This window comes from Streptosporangium sp. CA-135522 (genome assembly GCF_050949235.1).
Taxonomy (GTDB): Bacteria; Actinomycetota; Actinomycetes; order Streptosporangiales; family Streptosporangiaceae; genus Streptosporangium.
Window position 1 is genome coordinate 2,217,623 of record NZ_CP192026.1, and the last position, 19,607, is coordinate 2,237,229.

A 19,607-nucleotide genomic window follows, 5' to 3' on the forward strand; every position below is an offset into this window, starting at 1 on the left:
GAGCGAGACATGACGATCGGCGCCCGCGGCACGCGGAGCGTGGAGAACGGGCCCATTCTGGAGGTCGACGACCTCAACGTCACCTTCCGCGGCGGCATCAAGGCCGTCCGGGGCGTGAGCTACCAGCTCAGCCGGGGCGAGGTGCTCGGCATCGTCGGCGAGTCGGGCTCCGGCAAGTCGGTGACCTCGCTGGCGGTGATGGGTCTGCTCCCGGCGGGCGCCGAGGTCGGCGGCTCGGTCAGGCTGCACGGCCGGGAACTGCTCGACATGCCGGAGGACGAGCTCACCCGGCTCCGCGGCAAGGCCATCGGCATGATCTTCCAGGATCCGCTGTCGGCCTTCACCCCCGTCTACACGATCGGCGACCAGATCGCCGAGGCGGTGCGGATCCACCAGAAGCTCGGCAAGGACAAGGCCGCCAAGCGGGCCGTCGAACTGCTGGACCTGGTGGGCATCCCGCACCCGGGCGTGCGTGCCAAGGCGTTCCCGCACGAGTTCTCCGGCGGCATGCGCCAGCGCGCCATGATCGCCATGGCCATCGCCAACGACCCCGACGTGCTGATCTGCGACGAACCGACGACCGCGCTGGACGTCACCATCCAGGCGCAGGTCCTGGAGGTGCTCAAGACCGCGCAGCGGGAGACCGGCGCGGGCATCGTGATGATCACCCATGACCTGGGGGTCGTCGCGGGCATCGCCGACCGGGTGCTGGTCATGTACGCCGGCAAGCCGGTCGAGCTCGGCACCGTGGACGAGGTCTACTACCGCCCGCGCCAGCCGTACACGATGGGCCTGCTCGCCTCGATCCCGCGGATGGACCGGCCGTCCGAGCGGCTGATCCCGATCGAGGGGAACCCGCCCTCGCCCGCCGCGCTGCCGTCGGGCTGCCCGTTCGCGCCGCGCTGCCCGATGAGGGTCAGCGCCTGTGACGAGGCCGAGCCCGACCTGGAGCGGATCGGCCCCGGCACCCGGATGTCGGCCTGCATCCGCTCGCACGAGATCGAGCTCAAGGGGCTCGACGGCGCCACGATCTACCCGGTGCCCGAGGCCCCCGCCGAGACGACGGAGCCCCGGCCGCGCGCCGAGCGGGACATCGTGCTGAGGATCGAGAACATGATCCGGCACTACCCGCTCATGAAGGGCGCGGTGTTCAAGCGCCGCGTCGGCACCGTGCACGCGGTCGACGGCATCAGCTTCGACATCGCCGAGGGCGAGACGCTGGCCCTGGTCGGCGAGTCGGGCTGCGGCAAGACCACCACGCTGCAGCAGATCATGCAGCTGGAGGCGCCGCAGGGCGGCACGGTCGTGGTGCTCGGCAAGGACAGCGCCAAGCTGGCCGGAGCCGAGCGCAAGGCGCTCCGCCGGGACCTGCAGATCGTCTTCCAGGACCCGATGGCCGCGCTCGACCCGCGCATGCCGGTCGGCGACATCCTCGCCGAGCCGCTGCGCGCACACGGCCACAAGGACGTCGCCGCCCGGATCGCCGAACTGCTCAGCCTGGTGGGGCTCGACCCGAGCCACGCCCAGCGCTACCCGCAACACTTCTCCGGCGGCCAGCGCCAGCGCATCGGCATCGCCCGCGCCCTGGCCCTGGAGCCCCGGCTGATCGTGCTCGACGAGCCGGTCTCGGCGCTGGACGTGTCCATCCAGGCGGGTGTGATCAACCTGCTGGAGGAGCTGAAGGTCAGGCTCGGATTGTCCTACCTCTTCGTCGCGCACGACCTGTCGGTGGTCCGGCACCTCGCGGACCGGATCGCCGTCATGTATCTCGGCAAGATCGCCGAGATCGGCGCGGTCGAGGAGGTCTACGGCAGGCCGGCCCACCCCTACACGCGGGCACTGCTGTCGGCCATCCCGCTGCCCGACCCCGAGTTGGAACGCTCGCGCGAGCGGATCCTGCTCGAAGGCGACCTGCCCAGCCCGGCCGATCCGCCGTCCGGCTGCCGCTTCCGCACCCGCTGCCCCAAACGCGCCCTGCTGGGCGCCGCCGAGGCCCGCAGGTGCGACGAGGAAGAACCCACTGTCGTACAGCTCGCGCCCGCCGTCGACCACGGCGCCGCCTGCCATTACCCCGAGGAGACCGAGGTCGTCATGACCTCGCGTCACTGACGAACCCCGTTGGAGGAACACGTGAAGGTTGGCTACAAGGCCGTCGCTGGAGCCGCGCTCCTGGCCATGGCCCTCACCGCCTGCGCCGGTGGCGGCGGCGACAAGCCGAAGGCCGGCTCGACCGAGGCCGCCAAGGAGGCCCAGCAGCAGGCCGCCGGGCTTCCCGGAAGCACGACCAACCCGGTCGCCTACGACCAGGTCACCGACGGTGGTTCGGTGAAGCTGGCGCTCAACCAGTGGCAGAGCCAGTGGAACTACAACCAGGTCAACGGCACCAACGCCAACACCGACGACGTGATCGAGCCGCTCATGCCGCTCGTCGCCATCGCCAACGACAAGGCCGAGGTCACCAACAACCCCGACTACGTCACCGAGTGGAAGATGGAGCTCACCGGGGGCAAGCAGGTCGTCACCTACAAGATCAACGACAAGGCCGCCTGGTCGGACGGCAAGCCGATCACCTACAAGGACTTCCAGGCCCAGTGGAAGGCCCTGAACGGCAAGAACAACAAGTACCAGGTCTCCTCGACCGACGGCTACGACCGGGTCGCCTCGGTGGAGAAGGGCGCCACCGACAAGGACGTGGTGGTGACCTTCGACAAGAACTACCCGGACTGGCCGGGTATGTTCTCGCCGCTCTACCCCGCCTCGACGAACGAGACGCCCGAGGCGTTCAACAAGGGCTGGATCGACAAGATCCCGGTCACCGCGGGCCCGTTCAAGGTCGAGTCCATGGACCAGACCAGCAAGACCGCCACCCTCGTCCGTGACGACAAGTGGTGGGGTCAGAAGGCCAAGCTCGACAAGGTCATCTTCCGGACCACCGAGGACACCGCCAAGCTCAACGCCTTCGCCAACGGCGAGCTCGACGCGGTGGAGATTCCGGCGAACGCCGCCGACCTCAAGCGGGCCAAGGCGGTGCCGAACGTCGACATCCGCAAGGCCGCGGCCCCGAACTGGCGCCACTTCACCGTCAACGGCTCCTCGGCGTTCCTCAAGGACAAGTCGGTCCGCCAGGCCATCCAGCTCGGCATCAACCGCGAGACGATCGCCGCGTCCGACCTCAAGGACATGGACTGGCCGGTCCAGACGCTCAACAACCACCTGTACATGAACACCCACAAGGGTTACGTGGACAACTCCGGCGAACTGGGCAAGTACAACCCGGAGAAGGCCAAGCAGCTCCTGGACGCCGCGGGCTGGAAGCAGGAGGGGGAGTACCGAAAGAAGGACGGCAAGGAGTTCTCGCTCCGCTTCATCGTCCCGGCCTCCCTGTCCACCTCCAAGCAGGAGGGCGAGCTCACCCAGGCGATGTTGAAGGAGATCGGCGTCAAGGTCGTCATCGAGCCGGTGCCGGACGACAAGTTCTTCGACGACTTCATCATCCCCGGCAACTTCGACCTCGTCCCGTTCTCCTGGCTGGGCACGCCGTTCCCGAACGGCGCCCTGCCGCAGATCTACAAGTCGCCGACGAGCCCCGACAACTTCGGCAGCAACTTCCCGCGCGTCGGCACCCCCGAGCTGGACAAGCTGATCGACCAGGCCGCGGGTGAGATGGACCCGGCCAAGGCGATCGAGCTGGGCAACGCGGCCGACAAGCTGATCTGGGACGAGGTGCACACGATTCCGATGTACCAGCGCCCCGACATCTACGCGGCCAAGAAGAACCTGGCGAACTACGGTTCCTTCGGGTACGCGGACAAGAACTGGACGACCGTCGGCTACACCAAGTAGTCGCCGTAGTCGCCGCGGTTCTTCGGTGCCCTTCCCCGCTCCGGCGGGGGAGGGCGCCTTCCTTTTTCCGGAAGGGCTTCGGTTCCCGGAAGGGATCCGGAGGCCGCCCGGGAGGGGAGCCGGGAGCCCAGGCGAGGGCTCAGGAGAAGGCCACCCGGCGGGGGAGGGGGTAGACGTTCTCCTGGAGGTCCGGCAGCAACGCGTCCGCGCACTCCGGGCAGGCGTACAGGGCCCCGTCGTCGGGCAGACGGCCGATCCGGATCCGCGGGCGGGGCCATTTCTTGTGGCAGGCCACGCAGGCGTCCCCCTCACGCTGGGTGGGGGTCAGGCCCTCAGGATCGAACGTCAGCGTGTTCCGCGCCGTTCTATTCGGTCCCCAGTTCATTGCGCCTCCCGTCTTGATCGCGCAGTGTCATACCGGAACCGTTATAACGCCGCCGTGACCCGTGATCGCCTTGGTGGGTGTCAAGCAGTGGTTAAATCACTACCTTTCTGAGGGGCGTACAGCAGCAAAAGGGGCACCCAGTCTCAAGCCGGGTGCCCCTTATGGGGTGATCTAAACCGTCAGAGCGCGCTGATGGTCTTCTCCAGAATGGCCAGGCCCTCTTCCAGCAGGTGGTCGGGCATGACGAGCGGCGGCAGGAATCGCAGGACGTTTCCGTAGGTGCCCGCGGTCAGCACGAGCAGTCCCTCGGCGTGGCACCTCTTGGCGATCTCACCCGCCGCGGTGGGGTGCGGCTCCTTGGTGCCGGGGACGACCAGCTCGATGGCGATCATGGCGCCGCGGCCGCGAACGTCGCCGATCACCGGGTTCTTGTCGGCGATGGCGCGCAGCCGGGGAAGCATGACCTCGCCGATACGGCGGGCCTTGCCGGTCAGGTCGTCGGCCTCGATGGTCTCCAGCACGCCCAGCGCCGCCTCACAGGCGAGCGGGTTGCCGCCGTAGGTACCGCCCAGCCCGCCGACGTGGACCTTGTCGAGGATCTCGGCGCGGCCGGTGACGGCCGCCAGCGGAAGGCCGCCCGCGATGCCCTTGGCGGTGACGATGATGTCCGGGACGATGCCCTCGTCCTCGCAGGCGAACAGGTCACCGGTACGGGAGAAGCCCGTCTGGACCTCGTCGGCGATGAAGACGATGCCGTTCTCCCGGCAGAACTCCACGATCTTCGGCAGGAAGCCCTTGGCCGGCTCGATGAAGCCGCCCTCGCCCGCGATCGGCTCGATCACCACGGCGGCCACGTTCTCCGCGCCGATCTGCTTGGTGATCTGGTCGATCGCCTGGGCCGCCGCCTCCTCCGCGCAGTTCTCCGGGCCCGTGGGCCAGCGGAAGGGGTAGGCCAGCGGCACCCGGTAGACCTCGGGGGCGAACGGGCCGAACCTGTGCTTGTAGGGCATGTTCTTGGCCGTCAGCGACATCGTCAGCAGGGTCCGGCCGTGGTAGCCGTGGTCGAACACGACGACCGCCTGGCGTCCGGTGGCGTGGCGGGCGACCTTGACCGCGTTCTCCACGGCCTCGGCGCCGCTGTTGAGCAGGAAGGTGCGCTTTTCGTGGTCACCGGGCGTGAGCTCGTTGAGCTTCTCGCACACCTCCACGTACGACTCGTACGGCGTGACCATGAAGCAGGTGTGGGTGAAGTCCGCGACCTGCTTCTGAACCCGCTCGACCACGCGCGGGGCGGCGTTGCCGACGCTGGTCACCGCGATGCCGGAGCCGAAGTCGATCAGCGAGTTGCCGTCGGCGTCGACGACGACACCGCCACCGGCGTGCGTCACGAAGACCGGCAGCGTGGTGCCGATGCCCGGCGGAACGGCGGCCTGCTTGCGCGCGAACATCTCGCGGGACTTCGGGCCGGGGATCTCGGTGACAACCCGGCGCTCCTGCGGAAGCGAGGGGCCGCCCTGGGTGACGGTACTCATACTGCGACGGTATGTCGCATATGCCGCTGCATGGATGATGCACTATGGCAAAATTACCGATAGCACTCTAGCCGTAACGTACAAACCGGGGGTGGTCGTGGCGCCGACGCTCCGCACCATCGTGCGGCGCCTGCCGCTCAGACTCGGCGTGCTCACCGGGCAGGACTCGCTCGATCGGCCGGTGCGCTGGGTGGCGGTCAGCGAGTTGGAGGACCCGACCCCGTTCCTGGAGGGCGGCGAGCTCGTCCTCACCACGGGCATGCGCCTGGACGCCGGCAACGCCGGACCCTACGTCGAGCGTCTGGTCGGCAAGGGGGTCACCGGGCTCGGGTTCGGCGTCGGGCTGGGACACGAGGCGATCCCGGCCGGGCTGGTGGACGCGGCGGCACGGGCGGGGCTGCCGCTGATCGAGGTGCCGCGCGACACGCCCTTCGTCGCGATCGGCAAACTGGTCAGCGACCTGATCGCGGCCGAGCAGTACGACGAGATCAGCCGTGCCTTCGCCACCCAGGGGCGCCTCACCCGCGCCGCCCTCCGCCCCGAGGGCCCCCGCGCGGTGATCGACGGCCTGGCCCGCGAGCTCGGCGGCTGGGCCGCCCTGCTCGACGAGGCGGGAGCCGTACGGCACGCGGCGGGAGAGGGCGCCGCCGGCGTCGCCGGCCTCCGTCCCGAACTGGAGCGCCTGAGGAAACCCGCGAGCGGGGGCAAACCCGCCAGCCTGTCGCTCTCCACGCCCCACGAGCACGTCATCGTGCAGCCGCTCGGCGCCCGTCGCGTCCGGGGGTTCTTCGCGGTCGGCCTCACCCGGCCGTTCACGCCGGTCGCGCACACCGTGGTCAACGCCGCCGGGTCCCTGCTGACGCTGGCCATCGAGCAGGGCCGCGAGCATCTGGCAGCCGAGCGCCGGGTCCGTTCGGCGGTGCTACAGCTGTTGCTGGCCGGGCAGGTGCAGGCCGGCCAGGAGACGTTGGAACGGCTGGGAGGCGCTCTGCCCGGCGAGCCGCTGGTGGTGCTGGCCGCCGGCGGGGATCGGGAGGCGGTGCTGGAAGGCGCGGGCGAGGACTTCGCGGTGGCCGTGGAGGACCGGGTGGTGGCCGTCGTCGAGGCGGAGCGGGCCGAGGAGGTGATCGCGGTGTTGCGGGAACACGGCCCGGTCGGAGTCGGCTCCCCGGTCGGCCTCGACGACCTGCGTGCGGGCCTCGACCAGGCCGACCGGGCGCTGGCCTCGGCCCGTCGCGCCGCCGAGCGGGTCATGCGCTTCGCCGACCTCGCCGGCCAGGGCCTGCTGTCCCTGCTGGACCCCGGCGCGGCCGCGGCGTTCTCCTCGGCGTTGCTCGCCCCCCTGCGCGAGTACGGCTCGCGAGCCGACCTGCTGGAGTCCCTCCGCGCCTACCTGGCGTGCAACGGTCACTGGGACGCGGCGGCGCAACGGCTCGGCGTGCATCGCCACACCCTGCGCTACCGCATGCGCCGTGTCGCCGAGCTTCTCGGCCGCGACCTCGACGACCCGGCGGCCCGCGCCGAGCTCTGGGTCGCGCTGGCCGTGACGGAGTGAGCCCGGACCGATCGGCCCATCCGGCCGAGCCCGGCTGAGCCCGGCCGGATGGGCGGCGAGGGGATGTGACGGGTGCGGCAGGTCAGAACTGGAGCCGGGACGCGACGAGTGCGGCGGGTCAGGGCCTGGCGACCAGGTAGCGGGAGATGGTGGCGTAGGTGACCGCGTCATAGGTGCGGCTGTCACGCAGGTGCCCCGCGCGCTCCAGGCTGATGGCGCCCTGGGCGGCGGCCCAGAGGGCATCGGCGATCTTCCTGGGCTGGGTCGGGATGATGTATCCCGCCGAGATGCAGTCGGCGATCACCCGGTCGAGGACGTTCAGCGCCGCCCGGGCCAGGGTCCTGGCCCGCTCGCTCGGCACGAAGCCGGGGATCGCCCGCTCGAACATCAGGGCGTAGTAGCCGGGCTCGGCCAGCGCGGCCTCCCGGTAGGCGGGTCCGAGCGCGGTGAGGTGCTCCAGCGCGTCCCGATGTGAGGGCACGGCCTCCAGCCGTCGCCGGAAGCGTTCGAAGCCCTCCAGGTAAAGCGCCTCGGCCAGACCTTCCTTGCTGCCGAACATGGTGTAGATGACCGTCGTCGAGCACCCCGCCTCGGCGGCGATGCGCCGCATCGACAGGCTTTCCGGGCCGATGGTGACGAGGAGTTGACTGGCCACGTCGAGCAGCTTGCCGCGGAGCTCGTCCTGGGTGGCCCTCTCCCCGAGCAGATAGGCGCCCTGCAGTCCGCGCGGCGCCGGAGAGGTCATGCGGCCACGCCCTTCCGCTCTCGGGGAGTTGCATTCGGTGACTTAGCCAGGGCAGAGATCCTTCAAACCGCCGCCATATAAGAAATATCCGCAATCCAGCCCATTTTCGTTACAGGCATGGAGAGAGTTATTTTTATGCGTAACGGCGTGCCCGCGCAAGTCTCTTGTGCGTAGTGGAGTAACGCCACCTCCGGAGCGGTGGCATACCGTCGGAGCCATGGACGTGCGCCCCTTCTGGCTCGCCGGCCGCCCCGCCACGGGGGACGCCGAGCTCACCGTGACCAACTCCCATGACGGCCGTGTCGTCGGCATCTGCTCCGTCCCGACCGCGGACCAGGTCGAAGAGGCCGTCGCCGCGGCGGCGGCCGTGCGCAAGCAGGCCGCCGCGCTCCCCATCCACGTGCGGGCCGAGGCCCTCGCCCACGTCTCGCGCCGCCTGGCCGAGCGCGCCGAGGAGATCGCCCGGCTCATCACGGCGGAGAACGGCAAGCCGATCTTCTGGGCCCGCGGCGAGGTCAACCGCGCGGTCTCCACCTTCCGGTTCGCCGCCGAGGAGACCCGCCGCCTCGGTGGCGAGGCCATGCGCCTGGACACCGAAGCCGCCTCCGCCGGGCGCCTCGCCTACGTCTCGCGCGTCCCGCACGGCCCGATCCTGGCGATCACGCCGTTCAACTTCCCGCTCAACCTGGTGGCCCACAAGGTCGCCCCGGCCATCGCGGTGGGCGCCCCGATCATCGTCAAGCCGGCACCGGCGACGCCGATCTCCTCCCTGGTGCTGGGCGAGATCCTGGCCGAGACCGAACTGCCCGAGGGCATGTTCTCCGTGCTCCCGGTGCCCAACGACCGCGCCGCCGCCCTCGTCGACGATCCGCGCCTGCCGATCGTCTCCTTCACCGGGTCCGGGCCGGTCGGCTACGCGATCATGGACCAGGTGCCGCGCAAGCACGTCACCCTGGAACTCGGCGGCAACGCCGCCGCCGTCGTGCTCGCCGACGCCGACCTCGACTGGGCCGCCTCCCGGGTGGCGCTGTTCTCCAACTACCAGGCCGGGCAGAGCTGCATCGCCGTTCAGCGGGTGATCGTCGAGGAGTCCGTGCGCGAGGACTTCCTCGCCAGGCTGGTCCCCGCCGTCGAGGCGCTGGTCACCGGAGACCCCGCCGAGGACAAGACACAGGTCGGCCCGCTCGTCTCGGTCGAGGCCGCCGAACGCGTCGAGCAGTGGGTCAAGGAGGCCGTCGCGGCCGGCGCCCTGCTGCTGGCCGGCGGTACCCGCGACGGCGCCACCGTCGCGCCGACCGTCCTGGCCGACGTGCCGCACGACGCCAAGGTCTCCTGCGAGGAGGTCTTCGGGCCCGTCATGATCGTCCAGTCCGTGTCCGGCGTCGACGAGGCCTTCGCCGCCGTCAACGACTCCAAGTACGGCCTGCAGGCCGGGGTGTTCACCCGCAACCTGGACATCGCCTTCCGCGCCAACCGGGAGCTGGAGGTCGGCGGCGTGATCATCGGAGACGTCCCGTCCTACCGCGCCGACCAGATGCCCTACGGCGGCGTCAAGGACTCGGGCGTCGGCCGCGAGGGCGTCCGCTCGGCGATGGCGGACTTCACCTACGAGAAGGTCATGGTCCTCACCGGGCTGACCCTCTGACCCTCCGGTCCGCTGACCGGCAGATCGTGCACGGCCCGTACCCCGTCGCCCCGGGGTGCGGGCCGTGCCGTTCACGGAGCCGGTGTGTCGCGTTCGCCCGTCGGCGCCTCGCGGGCGTTCTCGCTCGGGAGTCGGATGTGGGTCCGGGCGCTCCCCACGGTCACGAGCTCTCGGCGGTGGTGTAGAGCTCCCTGGCCGTGCCGCCGAAGTAGGGGCCGTACATGGTGGCGCGGTCGTCGCTGTATTTGAAGCTGCTCACCGAGGTGATCGCGCCGCGTCCGGTGACGGCGTCGAAGCCGCTCAGCCAGGGGCCGCCGCTGGAGCCGGCGGTCATGTCGCAGCGCATGCCCTGGTCTCCGGTCTGGTCGTGCGGGTCGGGGTGGACCGGGCCGGCGCAGTAGATCAGGTGCTCGCCGTCATAGGGCGGCTCGGCCGGGAAGCCGAAGCTGTGGGCAGGGCGGCCCCGGGGGGCGTCGAAGGCGATGTCCTGGCCGCCGACGACCTCCTCCAGATGCCTGCCGCCCCTGGCGTTGAGCGCCACCATGCCGATGTCGTAGCTGTCGTCCGCGCTGCGCGACCAGGGGCCCGCGACGAACATGCGGCGGGCGGCGAACTGCCCGTACGGCTGGCCGCCCCGGTCATAACCGGGGACGAAGGTCCAGTTGTCGGCCCACGCGCCGGTGCCGTCCTTGACGCAGTGCCCGGCGGTCACCACGAGATCCCTGTTGGCGCTCTTGACCGAGCTCGCCGAGCACACGAAGTCGAGCCCGCCGAGGGTGAGGAAGACCCGCCCCGTGGTGCGGGTCACCGCCCCGCCCGCGGTCCAGCGTGCCCCGCCGGTGCGGGCGGCCTGACGGCGGGCGGGGGCGTCCGGCCTGCCGAGCAGCCCGGTCGCCGCCCCGAGCAGGCCGATCGGGACGGCGGCCGCCATCCGGCGCGGGGTCCAGTAGTCGAGCACGCGGCGCTGGTCCGACGGGCTGCGTGCGGCCACGTGCTCGACGACGTCGTCCCCACTCGGGGCCACGGCTCCGGCGGCCGGCTCGCCGGCCGGTCGGAGCGGGTGGACGGCGCTCGCGGCCTGCTGCCTGTGCTCGGTGGTCGGCGCGCCGACCGGGGGGAAGCCCATCAGACCGGCGACGAGCGCGGCACTCGCAAGCAGGGGGAGGCTCAGAGTCATGGGACTCGATTTTGCACTACGTGGTGTGCCGATGTGACTACTTTCGGTAAATCTCAGGGAGTGGTGGCGCTCTGCGCCGCTTCGTAGACCGCCTGCGCGTCGGTCCCGAAATAGGGGCCGAACATCCAGTCGGCGGCGAAGCCGTACTTGAAGCTGTTGACCGAGTTCAACGTGCCCAGGCCGGTGTTCTCGTCGAAGCCGGAGAACCAGGGGCCGCCGCTCGACCCGCCGGTCATGTCGCAGGTGAGGCCGATGTCGCGGGACATCAGGAAATCGTCGAACGCCCGGCCTCCGCAGTAGATCAGCCTGGTCCCGTCGTAGGGGCCGGCCGCGGGATATCCGAAGGAGTGCATCTGCTGCCGCCGGGCCTGGTTGAAGGAGACGCCCTGCCCGCCGACCACGTCGGTCAGCGACCTGCCGTTCAGCGGGGCGACCACGGCTGCGGCCACGTCGTAGTCGATGTTCTCGCCGTTGTTCCACTGCGGGGTGGTGTAGAGCGCGGTCGCCACCCAGGTGCCGTGCGGGCGGTCGCCGTCGTCGTAGCCCGGGACGAACACCCAGTTGCCGTGGAAGGCGCCGCCCATCTTCACGCAATGCCCCGCGGTGATCACTGTGCTCTTGTTGTCGCTGGTCACGGCGTTGCCCGAGCATGAGGCGTTGCGGCCCTGGTAGGTGAAGAACACCCGGCCGGCGGTCTTGGCGATCGCCCCCCGCCGGGTCCACGGCGACCCCGTGGAGGCGCGTGCGGACGCGGAGGCCCGGGTGGCCGTGACGGCGCCGCCGCCCGGTGCGGTCGCCGGGACCGCGACGGGGCCGGCCGAGGCCTGCGCCACGACGGCCGCCGCGGCGAGCCGGACACCGTCCTTCTCGGGTGCGAGGGTCGCGAGGGTGTCGAGCGGCTGGGTCGCCTCCATCTTGGCCTCCGTCCAGTAGCGCTGAACGGTGCGCTGCTCGGTCCTGGTGTCGGCGGCCTCCTTCCCGACCGGCCGGGGCCCGGCCGTCGTGGCGCCGGCGCTGTGGGCGACCGCCGCGGAGAGCGGGGCGCCGCCCGCGACGAGAGTGAGAAAAGCGAGGAAAGAGGCCAGGCGTGCTGTGCGCCGCATTCGTACCTCCCGAGACCTGATGTTGAACCGGGAAGCTAATGCTCTATATGGCGGCGTTTCTCAATGTTTACGACTATTGCTATGGCGAAATTCAGGCGTGAGTATCGCCTTTCACCCTGTGTTTCTCCCGTCACTGATTTCGACGCCGGTTCGACAGGGAGACGGAAGCCGGGAGAATGGGTCGGTGCAGTCAGACACCACCCGCTCCGTCGTCCTGCTCGGCTCGACCGGCTCCATCGGGACCCAGTCCCTCGACGTCATCGCCCGCAACCCCGGCCGGTTCCGGGTGGCGGCGCTCGCCGCCGGAGGCGGCCGGATCGACCTGCTGGCCCGCCAGGCGGCCGAGTTCCGGCCCGACGCGGTCGCCGTCGCCGACCCATCGGCCGTGCCGGCGCTGCGTGAGGCCCTGTCCGCGCACGGGGTGGGCGCCCGGGTGCTCGCCGGGCCGGAGGGGGTCGCGGAGGCCGCCGCGTGGCCGTGCGACACGGTACTCAACGGCATCACCGGCGCGCTGGGACTGACCTCGACGCTGGCCGCGCTGGAAGCGGGCAGGGTGCTGGCCCTCGCCAACAAGGAGTCACTGATCATCGGCGGCCCGCTGGTGAAGCGCCTGGCGAAGCCGGGGCAGCTCATCCCGGTCGACTCCGAGCACGCCGCGCTCGCCCAGTGTCTGTGGGCCGCCGGCCCCACCGGCCCCGACGCGTCGGCCGTGCGCAACCTCATCGTCACCGCGAGCGGCGGACCCTTCCGCGGCAGGACGCGCGCGGAGCTCGCGGACGTGACCCCCGAGCAGGCTCTGGCCCACCCGACCTGGTCGATGGGCCCGGTCATCACGGTGAATTCCGCCACACTCGTCAACAAGGGCCTGGAGGTCATCGAGGCCCACTTGCTCTTCGATCTCGGCTTCGACCGGATCACCGTCGTGGTCCACCCGCAGTCGGTCGTCCACTCCATGGTCGAGTTCGTCGACGGCTCGGTCATCGCCCAGGCCAGCCCGCCCGACATGAGACTGCCCATCGCGCTGGCCCTCGGCTGGCCGGAGCGGGTCGCCGGGGCGGCCCCCACGGTCGACTGGACCAGGGCCCACACCTGGACTTTCGAACCGCTCGACGACGAGGCCTTCCCCTCCGTCGCGCTGGCCCGCCACGTCGGCTCCGCGGGCGGCACCGCCCCGGCCGTCTACAACGCCGCCAACGAGGTCTGCGTCGAGGCCTTCCTGGCCGGGCGGCTGCCCTTCCTCGGCATCGTCGACACGGTGGCCGCGGTGGTCGCCGAGCACACCGTCACCGAGGCCGAGTCGGTCGCCGAGGTGCTGGAGGCCGACGCGTGGGCGCGCATTCGGGCACGGGAGCTCACCACGACTGCCTAGACTGGGGAGCGCCGTCGACTCTTCAAGGGCTGAAAATGACTTCTGTTGCTCTCGGGATCCCTTCCGTAAGGACCAGGCCGATCGCCGAGCGACGCGAATCCCGCCAGATCATGGTCGGTTCCGTCCCGGTGGGCGGGGACGCGCCGGTTTCCGTCCAGTCGATGACCACCACGGTCACCGCCGACATCAACGCCACGCTCCAGCAGATCGCCGCGCTGACCGCGGCGGGCTGCCAGATCGTCCGGGTGGCCGTGCCCTCCCAGGACGACGCCGAGGCGCTGCCGATCATCGCGAAGAAGTCGCAGATCCCGGTGATCGCCGACATCCACTTCCAGCCGAAGTACGTCTTCGCCGCGATCGAGGCGGGCTGCGCGGCCGTCCGGGTCAACCCCGGCAACATCAAGAAGTTCGACGACAAGGTCGGCGAGATCGCCCGCGCCGCCTCCGACCACGGCGTGCCCATCCGGATCGGCGTCAACGCCGGTTCGCTCGACCCCCGGCTGCTGCAGAAGTACGGCAAGGCGACGCCCGAGGCGCTGGTGGAGTCGGCCCTGTGGGAGTGCTCGCTCTTCGAGGAGCACGGCTTCCGTGACATCAAGATCTCGGTCAAGCACAACGATCCGGTCGTGATGATCCAGGCCTACCGCCTGCTGGCCGCCCGGTGCGACTACCCGCTCCACCTCGGCGTCACCGAGGCGGGTCCGGCGTTCCAGGGCACCATCAAGTCGGCCGTCGCGTTCGGCGCGCTGCTGGCCGAGGGCATCGGCGACACCATCCGCGTGTCGCTGTCGGCCCCGCCGGTCGAGGAGATCAAGGTCGGCATCGGCATCCTGGAGTCGCTGAACCTGCGCGAGCGCGGCCTGGAGATCGTCTCCTGCCCGTCCTGTGGCCGCGCCCAGGTCGACGTCTACACCCTGGCCGAGCAGGTCCAGGCGGGCCTTCAGGGCCTGAAGGTCCCGCTGCGCGTCGCGGTGATGGGCTGCGTCGTCAACGGCCCCGGCGAGGCGCGCGAGGCCGACCTCGGCGTCGCGTCCGGCAACGGCAAGGGCCAGATCTTCGTCAAGGGAGAGGTCATCAAGACCGTCCCCGAGTCGCAGATCGTGGAGACCCTCATCGAGGAGGCCCTGCGCCTGGCCGAGGAGATGGGCGTGGAGGTCGACCTCGACGACGACGCCACCGGTCCCGAGGTCGTCGTCGGCTAGCATTCCAGCCGCGTTCGTGGACCGAGGACCCGGACCGCTGCCGGGCGGCCGGGACACCCGACCGCGTGGCGTTCGCCACCAAGCCCGCCCGAGCCACCACCATGATCAGCCGGGCCCTGGACGCCGGCGTCCGTGCACTCCGGGTCGCCGGCGACGAGGTCTACGGCGCCGACCCTCACCTGCGTGCCGCCCGGTCACCGCCGGCTGCTGGTCCGCCGCAACCCCCCGCACCGGTGAACTCGCCTTCCACCGCCGCCCGTCCGGCCCGCCGCAGGACGGTCCCTTCGGCCGCGCGTTCACCTTCACCGGCCCCGAGGGCTACGCCATCACGGCGCACGGAGGCTGACCGGGATCGCACCGGGCTGCGCTCGGCCGCTTCCCGCTGTCTCGCCCCGCTTGGTTACACATGGCAATCGACTGCCTACACAATGGTAAGGATCTGGTCGTCTCACCGATGGCCCTGCCGTCTCCCGGGAGATCATCGCCTCTGCCGTACGAGTAGGGGGAATTCGTGAAAAGGGTCGTCGGGATTGTCATGGCAGCCGGGATGCTGGCGGTCACCGTGGGGATGCCGCCGGGGGCGGCGGCGCAGCGGCGAGATGCGCTGGTCTGGGGGCCCTGCGACGAGGCGCGCAAGACCGTGTCGTCTGACGGCGCGCCGACCGCTCCGGCCAGGGCCAAGGAGAGCCAGGTGGAGTGCGCCGACCTCAGGGTGCCGCTCGACTACGCCAACCCGTACCAGACCATCAGCCTGGCCCTGAACCGGATCAAGGGAAAGGCTTCCCGGGACCACAACCACCTGGGCGTCCTGCTGGTCAACCCCGGAGGCCCCGGTGCCTCCGGCCGTAATCTGGCCAAATACGTCGCCGCCCAGCTCCCGGAGAGCCTGGCCGACCGGTTCGACGTGATCGGCTTCGACCCACGGGGCGTGGGGGACAGCGAACCCGCGCTCCGATGCGTGGACCCCGCCAAGTATTACGCCCCGCCGCGCCCCGACGAGGTGCCCGGCAACGAACGGGAGGAGGCGGTGCTGCTCGGCCGGGCCAAGGAGTACGCCGCGGCGTGCGGGAACCGGTGGAGCTGGATGCTGCCGCACATGACCACCGAGAACTCCGCCAGGGACATGGACGCGATCAGGGAGGCGCTGGGCGAGTCCGAGATCAGCTTCCTCGGCTACTCCTACGGCTCCTATCTGGGCGCGGTCTACGCCACGCTCTTCCCCGACCGGGTCAGGAGGCTCGTGCTGGACAGCGTGGTGGACCCGCGCAGGGTCTGGTACGCCGCCAACCTCGACCAGGACGTCGCCTTCGACCGGCGGCATCAGGACTTCCTGAAGTGGACGGCCCGCCACAACGACGTCTACAAGCTGGGCGCGACCGGCAAGTCCGTCTCCTTCGCGTGGTACGCCATGCGGGAGCGGCTGCGCACCCGTCCGGCCGGTGGAGTGGTCGGCCCGAGCGAGCTCGACGACATCTACACCGTCGGCGGCTACTCCGACGTGGTCTGGCCACAGCTCGCCAAGGCGTTCTCCGCCTACGTCAAGAAGGGCGACACCGAGCCCTTGCTCGCCGCCTACCGCCGCCACGCGCAGAACGACGCCAAAGCGGAGAACGGTTACGCCGTCTATCTCGGCATCCAGTGCCGTGACGCCGCCTGGCCTCGTGACTGGGCCCGGTGGCGGGCCGACATGTCCAAGCTGCACACCAGGGCGCCCTTCCTCACCTGGCCGAACGCCTGGTACAACGCGCCGTGCGCGTTCTGGCCCGAGCCCGGCGGGACACCGGTGAAGGTCCAGGACAGCCCCGAACTGCCGCCGGTCATGCTCGTCCAGGCCGAGCGCGATCCCGCCACGCCATACTCGGGAGCCGTGCAGATGCGCGCGCTGTTCGGCTCCTCCCGGCTGCTGACCGTGCCCGGCGGCAACCACGGCGTCGTGTTCGGCGGCAACCGCTGCGCGGACCGTTACCTGATCGCCTACCTCAGGGACGGCAGCCTGCCCGGTCCGGCCGAGCGCGCGCCGGTCGGACCGGACGCCCGCTGCGCGGGAACCCCCGAGCCCGTGCCCGCCGCCCGGATAGGGGCAAGGGCTGGTTTGGGTAGGTAGAGATGACTGGCTCTATGTTGGTTCCTGCCAAAATCGAAGGGGTCGCGTAGGCTGAGCGCGTGATGCTGCGCACAACGGCGTCGCGCGTGCTCGACGACAATGATCGCGACGAGGTGCTGGCGCTCCTAGACACCGACCCCGTCGCCAACGTCTTCGTCGCCTCCAGGGTCCGTGCCGTCGGACTCAATCCGGCCAGGCTCGGTGGTCAGATGTGGGGATTCGGGCCACGCGGCGGTCTGACCTCTCTCTGCTACGCCGGTGCCAACCTGGTGCCGGTGAACGCCGGCACGGACGCCGTGCACGCCTTCGCCGACCGCGCCCGTAAGCAGGGCCGTCGCTGTTCCTCCATCGTCGGCCCGGCGGAGGCCGTCGCGCCGCTGTGGGAACGGCTGGAGCCCTACTGGGGGGTCGCTCGCGCGATCCGCCGGGCCCAGCCGGTGATGGCGACCTCCGTGCCGTCTCCGGTGCCGATCGACCCGCTGGTCAGGCGAGTGCGGCCGGAGGAGTTCGAGATCCTGCTGCCGGCCTGCGTGGCGATGTTCACCGAGGAGGTGGGCATCTCCCCGGAGGCCGGGGACGGCGGTGCCCTCTACCGGTCCCGGGTCGCCGAGCTGATCCGGATCGGCCGGTCCTACGCGCGGATCGAGCACGGCCGGGTCGTCTTCAAGGCGGAGATCGGCGCCGTCACACCGCTGGCCTGCCAGATCCAGGGTGTCTGGGTCCACCCCGACCTGCGCGGCCGGGGACACGCGGCGGCCGGGATGGCCTCGGTGGTCAAGCACGCGCTCGACTGCTTCGCGCCGGTGGTGTCGCTGTACGTCAACGACTACAACGCTCCGGCTCGGGCCGCCTACCGCAAGGCCGGGTTCACGGAGGTCGGCACCTTCATGTCGGTGCTCTTCTAGAGTCCACGGCCGGCAGAACGCCGATGGTGATGACGGTCGCCTGGACATCGCGCTCCGCGGCCGCCCCGGCGAGCCATCTATACACCTTTTAGGCCCGCGCGGGAGTGGCCGCTTAGGCCCGCGCGGGAGTGGCCGCGCAGCCGGGGGCGGCACGCGACCAGCAGGAGCGGCGCCGCGATCGTCACGCGCAGCGACACGGCGCCGAGCGCGGCGGCACGCCGGGCCATCCGGCGATCCCGGATCTGGTGACGCCGGCGCGCGAGGTGGGGGCGGGCCGGTAAGAGGTGAGGCCGCCGATCCCCGCTACCGATCAAGGAGGACGTGGAGCACCTGTCGGGTACGACGCCGAATGCCGGGAGCAGATCGGGACCCGGGGTTCCACCCCCGGGTCCCGAATGATGATCGAACTCAGAGGTTCGCGGCCGAAGCGCTTTTCTGCAGCTCGTCTGAGCTCATGTCCTGGATGCGGCTGGCGAAGAACCAGGAGTGGCCGAAAGGATCCTCCAGTTCCACCTGCAGATCGCCGTGGAACTGCATCTCCACCGGCCGGATGACGCTTGCTCCGGCCGCCGCCGCCCGCTCGGCGAAGGCGTTGACGTCCGGGACGAAAATCAGCAGGTTGACCGGGGTGCCGCCGATCGTCTTCGGGCTGCGGAAGCGGTATTCGGGGTACTCGTCGCGCAGCATGAAGACCGCGTCGCCGATCCGGAGTTCCGCGTGCGCGACCTTGCCGCCCTGGCGCGGGATCTCGTTGATCAGCTCTGCGCCGAACGCCTTCCTGTAGAACTCGACGGCCTTCTTGGCGTCGTGCACGTTGAGGTATGGAACGCCGCCCTTGTACTCCTCGGGGATGGGGTTGTCCATCATGTTCGCCTCCGCCTGTCGGATGTCTCGTCGTTGACGCCTCTCATCCTGATCAAGCCTCCGGCCTGCACCAACGACGTAATCCGCAACGATCGCTAACCTGTGGGTTAGGAAACGGCGGCACGTCGAGATCTTCCTCATGCTCGCCGGAGAGCTTCACGCGGCCCGGCGCTCGATCGGAGCCGGCGCGGGAAAGACGCCTGCCGCCCCTGGGACCGGCCCTTCGGGCCCGGCCGTCCGCCCTATGCCGGGCGGTCGTCGACGTCGCCCCGGCTCGGTCGCGACGCGAGGGCGAGCGTGACGAAGGCGCGCACCCTGCTGGTCAGACCGCTGGCCGGCCAGACCGGTCCGTACTCGATCGGCGGCAGGTCTTCGATGGGCACGTAGACGATGTCCGGCCGGGCGTGGTAGCGCATCGCCTGGCTCCCCACCACGGCCATGCCCGTGCCGGCGCTGACCAGGGTGAGCAGCTCCTGCCGCGAGGTCAGGGCGGGGGTACGCGGGATGGGACGCCCGCTGGGCGCGTGCGCCGGGACGAGCGCGTCCAGCAGATAGCCGGGGGCCTCGGCGGGGACGAGCACGGTGTCCCTGGTGAGGTCCTCCACGGTGACGCTGTCGCGGCGGGCGAAGGGGTGCCGGGAGGAGACTGCCAGCATGCGCGGGTCGCTCAGCAGCGCGGGACCGCACGACAGGTCGGCTTCGCGCACGGGCAACTCGGTGACCTGTACGTCCAGCTCGCCGGTGCGCAGCGCGCCGAACGCGTCCGACAGGTGTACCTCACGGATGCGCACCTCGCAGTCCGGGTGGCGGGTGCGGAAGGCCTCGGCGGCCGTCATGATGACCTCGCCGGCCAGCGGGCTGGAAAAGCCCACCCGCAGTACTCCCGAATAGCCCCGTCCGGCGGCGATGGTCTTGGCGATGCCCTCCTGGATACGCTGGTAGCCGGCCTGCACGTCGTCACGGAGCGCGCTGCCGAGCGGGGTGAGTGCCACCTGCCGGCTGGTGCGCTCGAACAACGCCACCCCGAAGCGGCGCTCCAACTGCTTGATGGTCTGACTGACCCGGGCGCCGCTGACGCCGAGCCGCTCGGCCGTGCGCCCGAAATGCAGCTCTTCGGCCAGGGTCAGAAAGATCTCGATGTCCCGCCGTTCCATGACCCGCAGATTAACGGTCATTGC

The 19,607-nt window shown here is 70.5% G+C and carries 15 protein-coding genes and 1 pseudogene; 9 read left to right on the plus strand and 7 right to left on the minus strand.

Annotated features, from left to right (window positions below; genetic code table 11):
* Positions 1-9 precede the first annotated feature (9 nt).
* Positions 10-2,109: an ABC transporter ATP-binding protein gene (locus ACQPYK_RS10650; protein ID WP_433258756.1), complete on the plus strand. Its 2,100-nt coding sequence runs from the start codon at positions 10-12 to the stop codon at positions 2,107-2,109.
* A gap of 21 nt (positions 2,110-2,130) precedes the next feature.
* The gene (locus ACQPYK_RS10655; protein WP_433253656.1) at positions 2,131-3,843 is read left to right on the plus strand and encodes an ABC transporter family substrate-binding protein; all 1,713 of its coding nucleotides are present in this window, start codon (positions 2,131-2,133) and stop codon (positions 3,841-3,843) included.
* A 139-nt stretch (positions 3,844-3,982) separates the two neighbouring features.
* Here ACQPYK_RS10655 and ACQPYK_RS10660 read toward each other — a convergent pair whose 3' ends face one another.
* On the minus strand, positions 3,983-4,228 hold the full coding sequence (locus ACQPYK_RS10660) for a hypothetical protein (RefSeq protein ID WP_433253658.1): 246 nt from the start codon (positions 4,226-4,228) through the stop codon (positions 3,983-3,985).
* Positions 4,229-4,407: 179 nt separating this feature from the next.
* Complete coding sequence (gene gabT / locus ACQPYK_RS10665) at positions 4,408-5,760, minus strand: 4-aminobutyrate--2-oxoglutarate transaminase (protein ID WP_433253660.1); 1,353 nt, start codon at positions 5,758-5,760, stop codon at positions 4,408-4,410.
* Positions 5,761-5,857: 97 nt separating this feature from the next.
* On the opposite strand from gabT, the gene ACQPYK_RS10670 reads away from it, so the two are divergent.
* Positions 5,858-7,315 carry a PucR family transcriptional regulator gene (locus ACQPYK_RS10670; protein ID WP_433258758.1) on the plus strand — a complete coding sequence of 486 codons (1,458 nt, stop codon included), beginning with the start codon at positions 5,858-5,860 and terminating at the stop codon, positions 7,313-7,315.
* Positions 7,316-7,433: 118 nt separating this feature from the next.
* Here ACQPYK_RS10670 and ACQPYK_RS10675 read toward each other — a convergent pair whose 3' ends face one another.
* Complete coding sequence (locus tag ACQPYK_RS10675) at positions 7,434-8,060, minus strand: TetR/AcrR family transcriptional regulator (RefSeq protein WP_433253662.1); 627 nt, start codon at positions 8,058-8,060, stop codon at positions 7,434-7,436.
* A gap of 217 nt (positions 8,061-8,277) precedes the next feature.
* Here ACQPYK_RS10675 and ACQPYK_RS10680 point away from each other — a divergent pair, with 217 nt between their 5' ends.
* Positions 8,278-9,705: an aldehyde dehydrogenase family protein gene (locus ACQPYK_RS10680; protein WP_433253664.1), complete on the plus strand. Its 1,428-nt coding sequence runs from the start codon at positions 8,278-8,280 to the stop codon at positions 9,703-9,705.
* Between the two features lie 160 nt (positions 9,706-9,865).
* On the opposite strand, the gene ACQPYK_RS10685 is transcribed toward ACQPYK_RS10680, so the two are convergent.
* On the minus strand, positions 9,866-10,882 hold the full coding sequence (locus ACQPYK_RS10685; RefSeq protein ID WP_433253666.1) for a trypsin-like serine peptidase: 1,017 nt from the start codon (positions 10,880-10,882) through the stop codon (positions 9,866-9,868).
* A gap of 53 nt (positions 10,883-10,935) precedes the next feature.
* Entirely contained in the window at positions 10,936-11,985 is a 1,050-nt protein-coding gene (locus ACQPYK_RS10690; RefSeq protein ID WP_433253668.1) for a trypsin-like serine peptidase, read from the minus strand.
* A 184-nt stretch (positions 11,986-12,169) separates the two neighbouring features.
* Here ACQPYK_RS10690 and dxr point away from each other — a divergent pair, with 184 nt between their 5' ends.
* The 5 genes and pseudogenes from dxr to ACQPYK_RS10715 all read left to right on the plus strand — a co-directional run bounded on the left by dxr (position 12,170) and on the right by ACQPYK_RS10715 (position 17,565).
* Positions 12,170-13,354, plus strand: coding sequence for a 1-deoxy-D-xylulose-5-phosphate reductoisomerase (gene dxr, locus ACQPYK_RS10695; RefSeq protein ID WP_433253670.1), 1,185 nt, complete (start codon positions 12,170-12,172; stop codon positions 13,352-13,354).
* 35 nt (positions 13,355-13,389) lie between these two features.
* Entirely contained in the window at positions 13,390-14,556 is a 1,167-nt protein-coding gene (gene ispG, locus ACQPYK_RS10700) for a flavodoxin-dependent (E)-4-hydroxy-3-methylbut-2-enyl-diphosphate synthase (RefSeq protein WP_433253672.1), read from the plus strand.
* Positions 14,538-14,741 (plus strand): annotated as a pseudogene (locus ACQPYK_RS10705) (transposase); the annotation flags it as partial. The gene ispG and the pseudogene ACQPYK_RS10705, both read left to right, overlap by 19 nt.
* A gap of 350 nt (positions 14,742-15,091) precedes the next feature.
* Complete coding sequence (locus ACQPYK_RS10710) at positions 15,092-16,660, plus strand: alpha/beta hydrolase (protein WP_433253674.1); 1,569 nt, start codon at positions 15,092-15,094, stop codon at positions 16,658-16,660.
* 62 nt (positions 16,661-16,722) lie between these two features.
* A complete protein-coding gene (locus ACQPYK_RS10715; protein ID WP_433258760.1) occupies positions 16,723-17,565 on the plus strand; it encodes a GNAT family N-acetyltransferase in 843 nt (280 codons plus the stop codon).
* 408 nt (positions 17,566-17,973) lie between these two features.
* Here the strand turns inward: ACQPYK_RS10715 and ACQPYK_RS10720 are convergent, their stop codons facing one another.
* Together ACQPYK_RS10720 and ACQPYK_RS10725 are read right to left on the minus strand one after the other, a co-directional pair.
* A complete protein-coding gene (locus ACQPYK_RS10720) occupies positions 17,974-18,432 on the minus strand; it encodes a VOC family protein (protein WP_433253675.1) in 459 nt (152 codons plus the stop codon).
* Between the two features lie 239 nt (positions 18,433-18,671).
* Positions 18,672-19,583 carry a LysR family transcriptional regulator gene (locus tag ACQPYK_RS10725; protein WP_433253677.1) on the minus strand — a complete coding sequence of 304 codons (912 nt, stop codon included), beginning with the start codon at positions 19,581-19,583 and terminating at the stop codon, positions 18,672-18,674.
* Positions 19,584-19,607 lie beyond the last annotated feature (24 nt).